12 protein-coding genes are annotated in these 13,382 nt (G+C 57.9%); 7 read left to right on the top strand and 5 right to left on the bottom strand.

Features of this window, described 5'->3' with window-relative positions:
- Positions 1-158: 158 nt before the first annotated feature.
- Positions 159-662 (bottom strand): Lrp/AsnC family transcriptional regulator, encoded by a 504-nt coding sequence (locus tag RHSP_RS06870; protein ID WP_004111254.1) that lies wholly within the window; start codon positions 660-662, stop codon positions 159-161.
- An 86-nt stretch (positions 663-748) separates the two neighbouring features.
- Here RHSP_RS06870 and RHSP_RS06865 point away from each other — a divergent pair, with 86 nt between their 5' ends.
- Together RHSP_RS06865 and RHSP_RS06860 are read left to right on the top strand one after the other, a co-directional pair.
- Positions 749-2,827 (top strand): transketolase C-terminal domain-containing protein, encoded by a 2,079-nt coding sequence (locus RHSP_RS06865; RefSeq protein ID WP_004111253.1) that lies wholly within the window; start codon positions 749-751, stop codon positions 2,825-2,827.
- A 2-nt stretch (positions 2,828-2,829) separates the two neighbouring features.
- Positions 2,830-4,086 (top strand): dihydrolipoamide acetyltransferase family protein, encoded by a 1,257-nt coding sequence (locus RHSP_RS06860; protein ID WP_004111251.1) that lies wholly within the window; start codon positions 2,830-2,832, stop codon positions 4,084-4,086.
- Between the two features lie 220 nt (positions 4,087-4,306).
- On the opposite strand, the gene RHSP_RS06855 is transcribed toward RHSP_RS06860, so the two are convergent.
- Complete coding sequence (locus RHSP_RS06855) at positions 4,307-5,017, bottom strand: gamma-glutamyl-gamma-aminobutyrate hydrolase family protein (RefSeq protein WP_004111241.1); 711 nt, start codon at positions 5,015-5,017, stop codon at positions 4,307-4,309.
- Positions 5,018-6,574: 1,557 nt separating this feature from the next.
- Here RHSP_RS06855 and RHSP_RS06850 point away from each other — a divergent pair.
- Positions 6,575-7,471, top strand: coding sequence for a fructose bisphosphate aldolase (locus RHSP_RS06850; RefSeq protein WP_004111239.1), 897 nt, complete (start codon positions 6,575-6,577; stop codon positions 7,469-7,471).
- 407 nt (positions 7,472-7,878) lie between these two features.
- On the opposite strand, the gene RHSP_RS06840 is transcribed toward RHSP_RS06850, so the two are convergent.
- Complete coding sequence (locus RHSP_RS06840; RefSeq protein WP_004111236.1) at positions 7,879-8,865, bottom strand: GlxA family transcriptional regulator; 987 nt, start codon at positions 8,863-8,865, stop codon at positions 7,879-7,881.
- Between the two features lie 481 nt (positions 8,866-9,346).
- Here RHSP_RS06840 and RHSP_RS06835 point away from each other — a divergent pair, with 481 nt between their 5' ends.
- A complete protein-coding gene (locus RHSP_RS06835; RefSeq protein ID WP_004111233.1) occupies positions 9,347-10,243 on the top strand; it encodes a sensor domain-containing diguanylate cyclase in 897 nt (298 codons plus the stop codon).
- A gap of 122 nt (positions 10,244-10,365) precedes the next feature.
- Here the strand turns inward: RHSP_RS06835 and RHSP_RS06830 are convergent, their stop codons facing one another.
- Positions 10,366-10,797: an ArsR/SmtB family transcription factor gene (locus tag RHSP_RS06830; protein ID WP_004111231.1), complete on the bottom strand. Its 432-nt coding sequence runs from the start codon at positions 10,795-10,797 to the stop codon at positions 10,366-10,368.
- Complete coding sequence (locus RHSP_RS06825) at positions 10,794-11,441, bottom strand: peroxiredoxin (RefSeq protein ID WP_004111229.1); 648 nt, start codon at positions 11,439-11,441, stop codon at positions 10,794-10,796. The genes RHSP_RS06830 and RHSP_RS06825 overlap by 4 nt, the downstream gene beginning before the upstream one ends.
- A 126-nt stretch (positions 11,442-11,567) precedes the next feature.
- Here RHSP_RS06825 and RHSP_RS06820 point away from each other — a divergent pair, with 126 nt between their 5' ends.
- Genes RHSP_RS06820 through RHSP_RS06810 form a run of 3 tightly spaced genes read left to right on the top strand, consistent with a single transcriptional unit; the run spans position 11,568 to position 13,380 of the window.
- Positions 11,568-12,506: an MBL fold metallo-hydrolase gene (locus RHSP_RS06820; RefSeq protein ID WP_004111227.1), complete on the top strand. Its 939-nt coding sequence runs from the start codon at positions 11,568-11,570 to the stop codon at positions 12,504-12,506.
- A 5-nt stretch (positions 12,507-12,511) separates the two neighbouring features.
- Positions 12,512-12,943, top strand: a complete 432-nt coding sequence (locus RHSP_RS06815) for a YeeE/YedE family protein (RefSeq protein WP_004111225.1) — start codon at positions 12,512-12,514, stop codon at positions 12,941-12,943.
- The gene (locus tag RHSP_RS06810) at positions 12,940-13,380 is read left to right on the top strand and encodes a YeeE/YedE family protein (protein ID WP_004111217.1); all 441 of its coding nucleotides are present in this window, start codon (positions 12,940-12,942) and stop codon (positions 13,378-13,380) included. Before RHSP_RS06815 ends, RHSP_RS06810 begins: the two co-directional genes overlap by 4 nt.
- Positions 13,381-13,382: the final 2 nt, after the last annotated feature.

Raw genomic sequence — 13,382 nt, 5'->3', positions numbered from 1 at the left:
CCGGCGGGTCTTTTCTCAAAACCACCTGCTCCCGTACCGACCTCGATGAACGGCACAAAATCGCCGGTTGGCAAAGGATCGGCATCTCGTCGTCGCCTCATGCCTTTATCTCCGGGACACGGCTTGTCTGCGATTATTTTGGAAGGGCTGTGACCCGGTCAAATGGGCAAGGACGTAGTGTATTTTACCGTTTTCAAAGCGAAGTGAGACGATGACGTCAGCACCGCATCATGCGTCAAAATTCCCCTCATGAGCAGTGCTTCATACTCGCGAACATCACCGACCACAGCACGAATGACGTAATCCCACTCGCCAGACATCGAATAGCATTCGAGCACCTCTCGATGGCTATTGATGAACAACTCGAAGTCGTGCCTGGCGCCTGGATCGTGGGATTTCATTCTGACCTGACAAAATACATTGAGCCCTTTGCCGATCGTGTCAGCGTCGACAAGCCGGACGGTTTTGCGCAACACCCCTGCTTCTTCCAGCTTCGTTATTCTCCGCCAACAAGAGGCCGGCGAGGCTCCGACCTTCTCCGCCAACAGCGCCTGGCTTATGTCGCCATGCTCCTGCAAAACGCGGAGTATGGCTTTATCGACATTATCAAGGGTGACTTGTTCCACTCGTAAATATCCTAAGTGATGAAATGAATGTTTCATATCATAGGTGAATCCCGTCAAAATTGAAAGGAAATCAGCTCGACATTCGAATAGGCTGAGCAGAATGTAATCTCTGGGAGGCTTTCATGGATCAGATTGCCGTCAAAAGTCACGAGCGGAACTCGCCGGACGATCGGATCGACTGGCAGAAAGTCGCCTACCTTCTCCATCTTTCTCGGGCCCTGGATGAGATGGAGGAAACCCGCCTTGTGCCGGAAAAGAAGGTGCTCTATCAGTTTTCTGCCCGTGGGCACGACATGGCGCAAATCCTTCTGGGCATGCAGTTGACGGGTTCCCACGATGCGACCTGTGGTTATTACCGGTCCCGTCCGCTTCTTCTCTCACTTGGCGTGAACCCTGCAGATGCCCTCGGCTCCGCAATGGGTCGCGCTGGCGGATATTCTGACGGACGCGACATAGGCGTCGTCTTCAATTATCCGAATCTTTCCGGTGCGTCCGCACTGCCAATGTGCGGCGGCGTCGGCGCTCAGTACACGCCCACGGCCGGTTGGGCCCAGGCTATGAAATATTATTCGACGACGCTGGGCCGGAGGGAGTACGACTGCGACATCGGCGTGGCGTTGGGCGGTGACGGATCGGTTGCGTCCAACGGTTTCTGGGCGGCCATCACGGCTGCAACGACCCAATCCCTGCCGATGCTATTCTATATCGAGGACAATGGTTTCGGCATCTCGGTTCCTTCCACGATGCAAACGCCGGGCGGGAACATCGCTGCAAACCTGGCAAGCTGGAACGACCTCAAAATCTTCGACGGCGACGGTTGCGACCCTGCGGCAGCAGCACGCCTCTCCCAGGAGGCCGTCACCTACGTTCGCGAGAAGCGCAAGCCCGCCTTGCTGCGCCTTACCGTTCCGCGCCTGGAGGGTCATAGCTTCCAGGACACTCAAACTTACAAAAGCGAAGATACCGTTCGTCAAGAATGGGAGCGTGATCCGCTCCCCCGCCTGAAGGAGTATCTCGTGCCTGCAGTGATGACGGTCGAAGAATGGGAAGCCACACAGATGAAGGCTCGCGCCGCCGCCGAAACCGCGCGCGAGGCCGCCGAAAGCCGTCCGGTTGCCGATCCCGCCACGGTGACGAACCATGTCTTCTTCAACGGTGAAATGCAGGTGATGGGCGGACAGTATCGCGCGGGCTACACCCCTCCGGCAAGTTCCGAGGTTCCAGAGACATCCGGACCTCGGATCAACATGGTGACGGCGATCCGCAAGACGCTCGACTTGGAAATGTCGATCAACGACCGGGTTGTCATCTTCGGCGAGGACATCGGCCCCAAGGGCGGCGTTCATGCCGTAACTCTCGGCCTCCAGGAGAAATTCGGAAGCGAGCGCGTCTTCGACACGTCCCTGTCGGAAGAGGGCATCATTGGCCGCGCGGTTGGAATGGCGCTCGCCGGCCTGGTGCCGGTTCCTGAAATCCAGTTCCGGAAATATGCCGAACCCGCAACCGAGCAAATCAACGATTGCGGCACGATCCGCTGGCGCACGAACAATCGGTTTGCAGCGCCGATCGTCGTTCGTATGCCGGGAGGCTTCTTCAAATGCGGCGACCCTTGGCATAGCCAGACGAACGAAGTCGCTTTCGTTCACCAGCCGGGATGGAAGGTGGCCGTCCCGTCGAATGCGGAGGACGCCGTCGGCTTGCTCCGCACCTCGCTTCGTGGAAATGATCCGGTCATCTTCTTCGAGCACCGCGCGATGCTCGATCATGCCTGGGCCCGCCGCTCATATCCGGGCGACAATTTCACGCTTCCTTTCGGGAAGGCGAAGTTCACCCGTACGGGCTCCGACATCACCATCGTGACGTGGGGCGCTATGGTTCAACGCTGCGAAGATGCAGCCGAAGGCATCTCTGCCGACGTCATCGATTTGCGAACATTGATGCCGTGGGACCAGGATGCGGTACTATCCTCGGTCAGGAAGACGCGTCGCTGCCTGATCATTCATGAAGATCTTGGCTCCGCGGGTTTTGGTGCCGAAATTTCAGCCGTTGTCGCCGACAAGGCTTTTATGGACCTCGACGCGCCAGTCTCTCGTCTGACCATGCCGGATATCCCCAGCCCGCACAATCCTGTCCTCCTGGACTGGGCGGTGCCGTCCGTCGAACGCATCGCGAAGCGAATTGCTGAGCTTTTGGAGTTTTGAGAATGAGCGATGCAATCGATATCCTCGCTCCGATCGAGCAGGAAGGCACCAAGGCCGTGGTCAGAAACTGGCTGAAGCAAATCGGTGACAGAGTTGCGCAAGGCGACGCTTTGGTTGAGCTTGAAACGGACAAAGTCACCCAGGAGATTCCAGCTCCCTGCGATGGTATTTTGACCGAAATCAGCATGAATAACGGTGATGACGCGACGCCTGGCTCGGTTCTCGGGCGCATGACGGTCGGCGACATCGATCGGTTGGGTCAAACGGCTGCGCCGGCTGCGGCAGCCGAAAGCAAAATCAGCGCGCATGAGGTAAACAGGCATTATTCGCCGGCTGTGCGCCGCGCAGTCGCAGAGTATGGCATTGACCCGGCGACCGTCGGTGGGACCGGCAAAGACGGCCGTGTGACAAGAGCCGATATGGATCGGGCGCGCGATCGCACTGGAGCTGAACCGATCGCCGCGCCGTCTTCCGAACCAACGCCATCGGTCAAGCCAAACGAGAGCGCCCTTGCTCGGTCTGCTCTGCCGCCGATACCCTTGACGAGCGACGCGTCGCGGAAAATTCCGCATTCTGCGATGCGGCTCGCGATTGCGAAGCACATGTCACACTCGCTGGCCACCGCACCACAGGTCACGGCAGTCTTCGAAGCTGATTTCACCGCCGTCACGCGCCACCGCGAGGCTTATAAGCGTGCGACGAAGTCGGAAGGGATGAGCCTCTCCTATACCGCCTATATCGTGGCTGCCTGCGTCGCTGCCATGAGGGTCGTTCCGGAAGTGAATAGCCAATGGCACGACGACAGCCTGGAAATCTTCGACGACATTAACATCGGCGTTGGAGCGGCTCTTGGAGGCAAGGGTCTCGTGGTCCCCGTGATCCGTGAGGCGCAGCGCCTTTCGCTGCAGGAAATAGCCGCCAGGCTCCAGGATTTGACGAGCCGCGCTCGCAGCAACACGCTCAAACCGGAAGAGTTGAAGGGTGGCACCTTCACTATCTCCAATCACGGTGTATCGGGCTCTCTACTCGCGGCGCCGATCATCATCAATCAGCCGCAGTCTGCCATCCTGGGCGTCGGCAAGCTTGAGAAACGCGTCGTCGTGCGGGAGGTCGACGGAGCCGACACTATTCAAATTCGGCCGATGGCCTATGTGTCGCTCACCATCGATCACCGCTCTCTCGACGGTCATCAAACGAACGCGTGGCTAACTGAATTCGTCCGAACCTTGGAATCGTGGCCGAGTGAACTCGAAGTTTGATTTTCACGCCCTCGCAATCGGCGGATGTTCTGCGTAACCCAAGCATCCATGGCTGCGATGGTCGCGATCACACAAACGGCAGCCGGTGCAGCGTCTTTCGTAATTTTCGCGTTTGCGGCTTCTCTCGCCTGTCGGCGCAGAAATCACAATGCTGGAAGCAGCGGCGGCGAAAGACATGCAGGAATGAGTTTGGCAATCGGCTCGCAATAGGCTGTAAACCTCATCCACCGACCGGCTTGATGCCAGATGCCGCTTTCACAAAGCTTTGAAAAACAGCGTTTCCAGGGTGATCCGTCTCCGTAAATTGCTCCTGATGCCATTGAAGGCCGATTGCAAAGGAGGCGGAGACGACTTCAATCGCCTCGATGATGCCGTCTTCTGTTTTCGCGCTTGCAATCACGGCGGGCGACAACTGCGCAATCGCTTCGCGGTGGAAGGTATTTACCTCAATGCGGTTTTTCCCGATGATTCCCGCCAAACGGGATTCTGGAAGAATGTCGACAGGATGAAGATGGTCTCGCTTGTCATGTTCACCTGCGGTCGGAAAGGTTGCGCGTAGATCCGGCGTGAGGCGACAACCATTCAGGCAGGCCAGCATCTGCATGCCGGCGCATATGCCGAGAATAGGCTTATCCCGCTGAAGGAAACCGGCAACGATTGCCCTTTCGACGTCGAGACGTTCCGAAGGCGGCGCTTTCGACACTTCGCCCGCAATGTACCAGTCGTCGGGATAGGCAAACCGGCCGCCCACGGACACGAGACCATCGAACTCATTCAAAACGATGTCGACGATCTCGGGCACATATGGGATGCCAAAGGGAAGACCTCCCGCATCTCGCACGCCGCGAAAATAGCCTTTGCCCGCCTCGTAGCGGGTTCCGCCCGTACTGGTATTTTCGTCGAGAATGACGGCTATGCGGGGCTGACGCATAAGGTAGGGCCTTCTGACTTTGGCGGTTGCAGCATAATATTTTCAACAGGCTGGCACCATGAAACCATAGTCGGCGCTTGATGGCCAGACTGATGGAGCACAGGGCAGGGCCACCTGGATTGCGATGGGACTAGTCGGTGAGGTGGGGTCAGGCACTCGCGGGGTAGAGGTCATGCACAGCAGGTGTTTGATCCGATCGAAGGGCTCAGCAGTCGGCTGCCCTGTGCTCCTTGGCGAACCGTCGATCTCGCCGTTTGCAGCTCATAGGCAGGCAAATCTCATAAAGCGCATTCGCATGTCTCTGCCATGAAAGTCGTTTGCAGAAATATTTGCTACGCAATCAGCTGAAATTGAAAACTCCCTTAGTCGCCTCTGGGTCCGTTACTAGATATTGTCGATATGAGTACTAGACAATTGGAACTTGGCAGACGTAAGGTAGGTGAGTGGAGTGGACGCGAAGACACAGGAGGCGATCACGGTATTGATCCAGGCCCATCGTCTCAATGCTGATGGCTTTCACGAAAGCAAGGGGTTGACGGATGCCATTTGATCCAAAGCTCTCCCGGTCGCGCTGGCCGCTGCCGTTTCGTCAGCAATCATGGGAGACATGGCTAGGCCTTGCTTCCGTAATCGCTTTGACCTGGATCATATCCACAAATCTGCCCAACACATGGACAGCCGAACGGAACGTACCGATGGCGTCTTCGAACCACAGCACACATTGACGGTTTGGCACCGCGGCGAGAGACCGTTACCCGCAGACCCAGCCATCAGGACTTTGTAAGAAGGTCCCTAAAGCGAAACCGTCGATTCTTTTGAATCCGGGGAGGGCTGATGCAGCTTCGCCGAGGCCGCTTCAGGCTGGACAAGCCACGCCCCAAGGGCTGCGAGGGCTGCGCCGGCAAAAATGGTCAGAACTGCCTTTCGAACATACTGCCGCCGCTCAAGTTTCGAGTTTTCATCATGTTCCATCATTATCTCCTTCGTCAGAACCACGTCTGACGAATGAAAGGCCGTTTGATTGGGAGTCAGGGCCTGTCCGCAAGGATCGCTCGGTCATTTTCCCGCCACTATATCCAGTTCACATGAACGCAATCCGAACGAATAGGCTTAGATGATGGATAAAGGGGTCGGCCGTGCGGCGTATCGAACAGTCGAAACGCAAAGGCCTGACCGACGGCTTCAATAAAGCTGTATTCTCGCGTTTGGTCCCACAGGCCGCGGGAGCTCCCTCTCAGGTTGTGGCGCAGGCTTTGAGCGGGCGCCAAATGCCGAGGATAGCTCTCCCTATCCCACCGTTTGAAATCTTCACTGTGGCAAACATCCAAGGAGCCTCACTTCATGGCTCGGACGCATTGATTTGAGCGGCAAAGCGTGCGCTGATCATTGATCTAGACGTGAAAAAAACCAGTGAGGAACCAAGAAAACCTAAGAGTTGAGAATGGTGGTTTAGAACGACTGACAAATAAGCGTATAACATGCCTGTGATATAATCACGCTCGTCCGACCGAGAAAGCTCGCGCGCAGTGCTCGGCGTTACGCAATGGGGAGAATAGTATGGCTGACGTAAAGATGATGTCGCAAATGTCCGGCAAGAAGGGCTTCATTGCCGCCCTTGATCAAAGCGGAGGTTCGACGCCAGGCGCCTTGCGTCTCTATGGGATCGCCGATTCCGACTATCACGGCGAAGAAGAAATGTTTCGTCTGATGCACGAAATGCGGGTGCGCATCATGACAGCTCCCGCCTTTTCTGGCGACAAGGTGATTGGCGCCATCCTTTTCGAGAAGACCATGGACGGCGAAGCCAAGGGCAAACCGGTTCCTTCCTATCTCTGGGAGGACCGCGGGATCGTGCCCTTCCTCAAAGTCGACAAGGGCCTGGCCGCCGAAGAGAATGGCGTACAGATATTGAAGCCGATGCCTGATCTCGACGCTCTTCTCGCCCGTGCGGTAAAGAAGGGCATTTTCGGAACCAAGATGCGCTCGGTAATCGCCAATGCCGACAGGGCCGGCATCGCCGCGGTAGTGAAGCAGCAATTCGAGGTAGGGCGCCAGATTCTCGGCCATGGTCTCGTCCCCATCATTGAGCCGGAAGTTTCGATCAAGAGCCCGACCAAGCAAGAGGCCGAGGCTATCTTGCGCGATGAGATCGCAAAGGAACTCGACGCTTTGCCGGCCGGCGAGAAGGTGATGCTGAAGCTTACCATCCCGACGGTTGCCGATTTCTACAAGCCACTCGTCGATCACAAGGCCGCCGCCCGGGTCGTCGCGCTATCGGGCGGCTACAGCCGCGCCGACGCTTGCGAGAAGCTCAGCCGCAACCATGGAATGATCGCCAGCTTTTCGCGTGCTTTGACAGAGGATCTGCGCGTAGCGATGAGCGACGCCGAGTTCGACGCCAGCCTCGCAAAAACCATCGATGAGATCTATACGGCGAGCGTCGTAAAGGCGTGATTTGATAAAACCCTGTTCGGGCAGAGGCGCCGGGTTCAAAGCAGCTCGGCGCCAATCAATCGCCTTGCTGGGAGGGCACCCTTCCTTTGGAGTTGGCCAGCAATCGCGACACTCACCACGTTCGGTTCAGGAGTAAAGTCCTCCAGCCACTTCAGGATACCCGGGCGCATGCCGAGGATGACGCCATGCCGGTCCGCGAGAGCCGCACCGCAGCGCTTCATGTGGCAGGCGGTCAAGGAAGCTCGTTTGGCTGCGATTTGACCGGTAGGTCCGCCGATATTGCCGCGTTAGAGCCTTTCCAGGAAAAGTGCGCGGAGGTTTTCCGTTCGCAATGCGTGAAGAAACAGGAAGATAGAGTTTTTCGCGGTTCGAAGAAAAGCCGAAGCGCTCCAGCTTCTACGAGCGTATCAGGCGTGCGCGCGACGTAGTTCCGTGGGAGATTGGCCATATAGCCTGCGAAAGAGCCTTGCAAAATGGGAAGCGCTGTCGAAGCCGACCTCGAGTGCAATTTCGATGAGCGGCGCCTGTGTCTGGAGAACCAACTGCTTGGCGCGTTCCATGCGGATGCGGGTGTAGACAGCTCCGGGAGACGTTTTCATTTCCTCCGTGAACAAACGTTCGAGCTGTCGCCGCGACAGCCCGACGGAGGCCGCAAGATCTTCGGTCGGTATGACGTCTTCGATATGGCTCTCCATGGCGATCAGGACCGCCTTCAGACGAGGATCCTGGCATTGGATGGCAAGCGGCTTGCGCGGCTGTATGTCGAGCCCGGATCGCGCCCGCTCGATCTGCAGCACTTCCAGCGCGTTTCGTTCGGCGTCCTTGCTGATATGCCGTCTGACGAGAAAGGCGGCCATATCGGCCGAACTGCTGCCGCCGGCGCATGATCCGCGGTTGCGATCCAGATTGAACAATCGGTCGGAACGAACGGGGTTGTCCGGGAACTGCTCCCGATAGGCCTGATAGTGAAGCCAGCTGACGCAGGTCTGGTGCGTCTTCATCAGGCCGAGACGCGCCAAAATGAACGTGCCGGTGCAAACGCCGATCAGCGGGATTTTTTGAGCTGCGGCTCTCTTCAGATAATCCGAGGTTTGACTGTCGATCGTGACATCGGCGTTCAAAAGACCGCCGACCACGACAATGTAGTGGAATTCGCGCGGGTCGATAAAGTCCGATGTCGGCGCGACCTGGACGCCACAGCTCGATGTAATGAGATGCCGCGTGCTACCCAAAACCTGCCAGTCGGCCAGCACCCTGCCGGATTTGTCGGCCTCGTCGCTCGCCAATCTCAGCGTATCGACAAACAGCGCGAAGGCGGAAAGCGTAAATGATCGCGAGAGGACAAATCCAACCTTCAAGGGGCCTTGTTTAGTTTCATCTTTGACGGATTTCATAAAATTCCTCGTCTGATCAAGCGCTCCTGCTTGATCTCAAAATCATAGGCCAAAGGATCTCGATCGTCGACGAAGATCGTGTTGCGGCCGATGACCCTCCCCAAGGCTTGCATCACTTGACTGCGACGATCGCAATGAAGCTGCATGGGCCGACGTCAGTCCAAGCTGGAGCGAGGCCAGGTGGATTTACAATTCGGCTTCCAGGTGTCGGCAGGCGTGCACCCGTCTGATTAGCCTGCCCGCAGCGCGTGATCTTCCTATTCGAAACATTCATTCTCAAGAATGCATGCTTTCCTGGTGGATAATTGAAGTGCTGTTGCCTTTTGGAAACCAGAATGAAAACAATATATGCAATCGTCTTCCGGGAGTAGGGTGCCGGCAATAAGGCCGGTGACTGTCTCCGAACAGCTGGTGATGGCTTCCGATGCCTTATGATAGAAATGGAATTCCCCAGCCAGGGGCAACCGGCTCCCATGAATTCATGCATCTGCGGGAATTGTTCGAGCGCTCATTCAAGGCCGCTCGCATAGGGGTGTGGGAGTGCAGGCTGCCCGACCAGACGTTGAGTTGGACGGATACGGTCTACGAGCTTTTTGATCTTGCCCCGCAAACACCGCTGACGCGGGAGGAAATCCTAAAACTTTATACCCAGGAAACCCGTCGACGACTTGAAGAGGTTCGCTCGCGAGCAATCCAGACGGGCGAGGGTTTCAGCTTGGATGCTCAGATCATGACCGCGAGCGGAAACCGCCGATGGATAAGAATTACCGCCTGCGTGGAGATGGCGAACGGGACCGCGACCCGAATATTCGGCATGAAACAGGATATCACCGCCGAAAAGGCGATGGTCGAGCAGCTTCGTCAATTGGCCGAGCGCGACATTCTAACCGGGCTGACGTCTCGCACCGGATTCGAAGCGTTTTTCAACGAAATATGCGCAGCCGAAGGTCGAACGGCCAGTGCTCTCCTCTTGGTCGATCTCGATGGCTTCAAGTCCGTCAATGACACACTTGGGCACCAGGCGGGAGATGCCTGTCTCAAAGACGCAGGCTATCGGCTTTCGCGCGCCGTGCCGAAAGCCAACATGATAGCGCGCATTGGCGGCGATGAGTTTGCGGTCATTCATGACTGCCCGTCGACCGAACATCTTGCAAAAATTGCCGGTCGGGTCGTTCGGGGATTGAACTGGACAGTTTCCACCCCCGCGAAGACGCTGCGCATTGCAACCTCAGTCGGCGCAACCATAATCGTACCTGGCCATTCGCCGAAGGACATATTTGCGAAAGCGGATCGCGGCTTATACGAAGTGAAGTCTGCAGGAAAGAACGGCTTCCGGATCGCACCGCAGGCGTCGCTTGTGTTCGAAGCTGCCTATTAGCGCACTTTCAGGAAAAGTGCGCTTCGGTCACCCCAAGGCTGAATCATACCCATCGCTGACCTGAAAGGAGCGGCCTTGATGCCATGCGAGGCCTGCGATGGGCCGCATCCCGCGTGCGCAGTTCAGTCGATCTTTTCCAGTCGCGCCCAATGCGCCATCTCGCCCGGAAAACCGGCGCCGGCGTTGCGGCCCGACGGCCCGGATATCGGCCCGGTTGGAATCGCTTGTGCGGCGACCGTCGGAACCGCGCCGCAAAACATCTGCATGAGCATTTGCATGATGACAGCGACGCGATCGTCGGCGATCGAATAGTAGATCTGCCGGGATTCGCGGCGGGTCTGGACAACGCCCGCCTGACGGAGCTCGCTCAGTTGCTGCGAGAGCCCCGGTTGCTTCAGCCCCAAATCGTCCTGGATCTCGCCGACGGAGCGCTCCTTTTGCGCGATATGGCAAAGCAGGATCAGGCGGTTCGGCGTACTGAACAGGCGCATGAAGTCGGCAGCTTCCACAGCCTTCTCCTGCATCGCTTCAAGGGAAGGGGATGTGTCAATCATGCGCGGCGCTCCCGATAATACCAGGACTGGCCCTCGGCCAACTGCTCGGTCTCATCCAGCGAGGTCGCCGCTGGTTCCACCAGCGCATCTCCCGGGTGCCAGCCTTCCGGCGTCAACGCACATTCCCTCTCCGACGTCTGCAGCGCCTCCACCAGCCGCAGTAGTTCCTCCACCGAACGGCCGACATTCATCGGATACCAGACGATGGCGCGGATGATGCCTTCCGGATCAATCGCGTAGGTCGCGCGGACGGTGCCGCTGTTTTCGGAAGACCCGTCCAGCATGCCGTATGCCCTGGCTATCACCATCGCCGAATCTTCAATCAGTGGGAACGTCACCTTGATGCCGAAGCTGCGCTCGATGTCTCGCAGCCACGCGACATGGGAGTAGAGACTGTCGACCGACAGTCCCAGCAAATCGCAATTCAGCTTGGCAAACTTATCCCGAGCTCGCGCGAAGGCGATGAACTCGCTGGTGCAGACGGAGGTGAAGTCTGCCGGATGCGAGAAGAGCAGCACCCAGCGTCCCCGATAGTTCGACAGGGAAAGTTCGCCGGCCGTCGATCGCGCGGTAAAGCCCGGAGCTTTGTCGTTCAGTCGCAACCCTGCCGGCGCTCCAGCCAGGTTCGAATTCGTTGTATCCATTTCCCGCCCTTTCCGTCGAACAGCTCAGCATGGTTATAGCGGACGCTTAGTTTCATGACTATCGAAAATATATAGTTGCTCAATTAATGTAAATATGTATCTTAGGAGTCATGACAGGAGGAAACCATGGCCTACTCCATTCCCGACCCGCATCTCTCTCAGGCTTCCGAGATCGTTCGCGGCGCGCTCGATAGTCCGACGCGATGCCCGATAGTTCGGTCGTTTTTCGACCCGACGACTTTTACCGTCAGCCATGTGGTGCGCGATCCCACCTCGAACGCCTGCGCCATCGTCGACAGCGTGCTCGACTATGATCCCGCCTCCGGTCGAACGATCAACGCATCGGCTCGCGAGCTCGTTAATTACGTAAAATCCGAAAGTCTTGAAGTGCAGTGGTTGCTGGAGACGCATGCCCATGCGGATCACCTGTCCGCTGCGCCGCTCCTGCAAGCCGAACTCGGCGGCCAGCTTGCGATCGGCCGGGATATTATTCGCGTGCAGGAAGTGTTCGGTAAGATCTTCAACGCGGGAACCGAATTCCAGCGGGACGGCAGTCAGTTCGATCAGCTTTTTCAGGACGGCGATCGGTTCAAGATTGGTAATCTGGATGCCGCTGTCCTTCATGTGCCTGGTCATACGCCGGCCTGTCTGGCCTATATCGTCGGCGACGCCGTCTTTCCCGGCGACACGATGTTCATGCCGGACTATGGCACGGCGCGCTGCGACTTTCCGGGCGGTGACGCGCGCGCCCTCTATCGCTCCATCAAGCGGCTGATCCGGCTTCCGGACGCAGCGCGCATGTTCATGTGTCACGACTACAAGGCGCCGGGCCGGGATGATTATGCCTGGGAAACGACCGTGGCTGCCCAGCGCAGCGGCAATATCCATGTCCATGACGGTGTAACCGAGGACGCGTTCGTCAAGATGCGCAATGATCGCGATGCGACGCTGGCGATGCCGAAGCTCATCCTGCCCTCCGTGCAGGTCAACATGCGCGGCGGCAAGCTGCCGCCGGCCGAAGACAACGGCGTCCACTACCTGAAAATTCCAGTCAACGTCTTGTAACCGCCATGTCCGAACTCAGTTTCATCTGGCCGCTTTCCGGTGGCCTTCTCATCGGTCTTTCGGCTGCTCTCTATCTGCTGCTGAACGGCCGCATCGCAGGCATATCCGGCTTGGCCGCCTCCGCTTTGGGATGGACGGGCACCGGCATCAGCCTGCTGGGCCTCGGCTTCCTCCTGGGGATACTCGGAGGAGCCGCAATTGCGTTCACCTATGTCAGGCATGTCGATCTGACGATCACATCCTCGCCGGTCCTCCTGATCGTTGGCGGCCTGCTCGTGGGTTTCGGCACGCGGCTCGGCTCCGGTTGCACCAGTGGTCACGGTGTCTGTGGTCTGGCCCGGCTGTCGCCGCGCTCTGTCGTCGCAACATTGACATTCATGGCCGTCGCGGCGGCCACGGTCTACGCCACGCGGCATCTGATCGGGGGATTGTCATGAGCGGTCGCCTCCCTGTCTCGATCGTCTGCGGGATCTTGTTCGGCCTCGGGCTTGTCGTCTCCGACATGGTCAATCCGGCGCGCGTTCTGGCCTTCCTCGATGTTGCCGGCGCCTGGGATCCGTCGCTTGTCTTCGTCATGGGCGGCGCTCTCATTCCGTCGGCCATCGCTTACGCGATCAAGCGCCGCAGCACTCGACCGACATTCGATAGCCAATATCATGTGCCGACGCGCCGCGGGATCGACAGGTCGCTTATCTCCGGTGCGGTGCTGTTCGGCCTCGGATGGGGATTGGTGGGCTTATGCCCCGGTCCCGCGGTTGCATCGCTCGTCACAGGTCGCTGGCAACCGGTTCTCTTCGCCGCAGCCATGCTCGCGGGAATGTTCTCCTATCGCATCATGTCGTCCCGGCAAAACGCGCCGCTTCGGGCTCACTGAAG

Source organism: Rhizobium freirei PRF 81 (assembly GCF_000359745.1).
Classification (GTDB): domain Bacteria; phylum Pseudomonadota; class Alphaproteobacteria; order Rhizobiales; family Rhizobiaceae; genus Rhizobium; species Rhizobium freirei.
This window is presented reverse-complemented; position numbering and strand designations above follow the sequence as displayed.

What these genes read in the sequence shown, in the direction of transcription:
- RHSP_RS06835 (WP_004111233.1), top strand. Translation starts at nt 9,347, where the DNA reads ATGCATCTGCGGGAATTGTTCGAGCGCTCATTCAAGGCCGCTCGCATA.
- RHSP_RS06810 (WP_004111217.1), top strand. Translation starts at nt 12,940, where the DNA reads ATGAGCGGTCGCCTCCCTGTCTCGATCGTCTGCGGGATCTTGTTCGGC.
- RHSP_RS06870 (WP_004111254.1), bottom strand. Translation starts at nt 662, where the DNA reads ATGAAACATTCATTTCATCACTTAGGATATTTACGAGTGGAACAAGTC.
- RHSP_RS06840 (WP_004111236.1), bottom strand. Translation starts at nt 8,865, where the DNA reads ATGAAATCCGTCAAAGATGAAACTAAACAAGGCCCCTTGAAGGTTGGA.
- RHSP_RS06830 (WP_004111231.1), bottom strand. Translation starts at nt 10,797, where the DNA reads ATGATTGACACATCCCCTTCCCTTGAAGCGATGCAGGAGAAGGCTGTG.
- RHSP_RS06865 (WP_004111253.1), top strand. Translation starts at nt 749, where the DNA reads ATGGATCAGATTGCCGTCAAAAGTCACGAGCGGAACTCGCCGGACGAT.
- RHSP_RS06860 (WP_004111251.1), top strand. Translation starts at nt 2,830, where the DNA reads ATGAGCGATGCAATCGATATCCTCGCTCCGATCGAGCAGGAAGGCACC.
- RHSP_RS06825 (WP_004111229.1), bottom strand. Translation starts at nt 11,441, where the DNA reads ATGGATACAACGAATTCGAACCTGGCTGGAGCGCCGGCAGGGTTGCGA.
- RHSP_RS06820 (WP_004111227.1), top strand. Translation starts at nt 11,568, where the DNA reads ATGGCCTACTCCATTCCCGACCCGCATCTCTCTCAGGCTTCCGAGATC.
- RHSP_RS06850 (WP_004111239.1), top strand. Translation starts at nt 6,575, where the DNA reads ATGGCTGACGTAAAGATGATGTCGCAAATGTCCGGCAAGAAGGGCTTC.
- RHSP_RS06815 (WP_004111225.1), top strand. Translation starts at nt 12,512, where the DNA reads ATGTCCGAACTCAGTTTCATCTGGCCGCTTTCCGGTGGCCTTCTCATC.
- RHSP_RS06855 (WP_004111241.1), bottom strand. Translation starts at nt 5,017, where the DNA reads ATGCGTCAGCCCCGCATAGCCGTCATTCTCGACGAAAATACCAGTACG.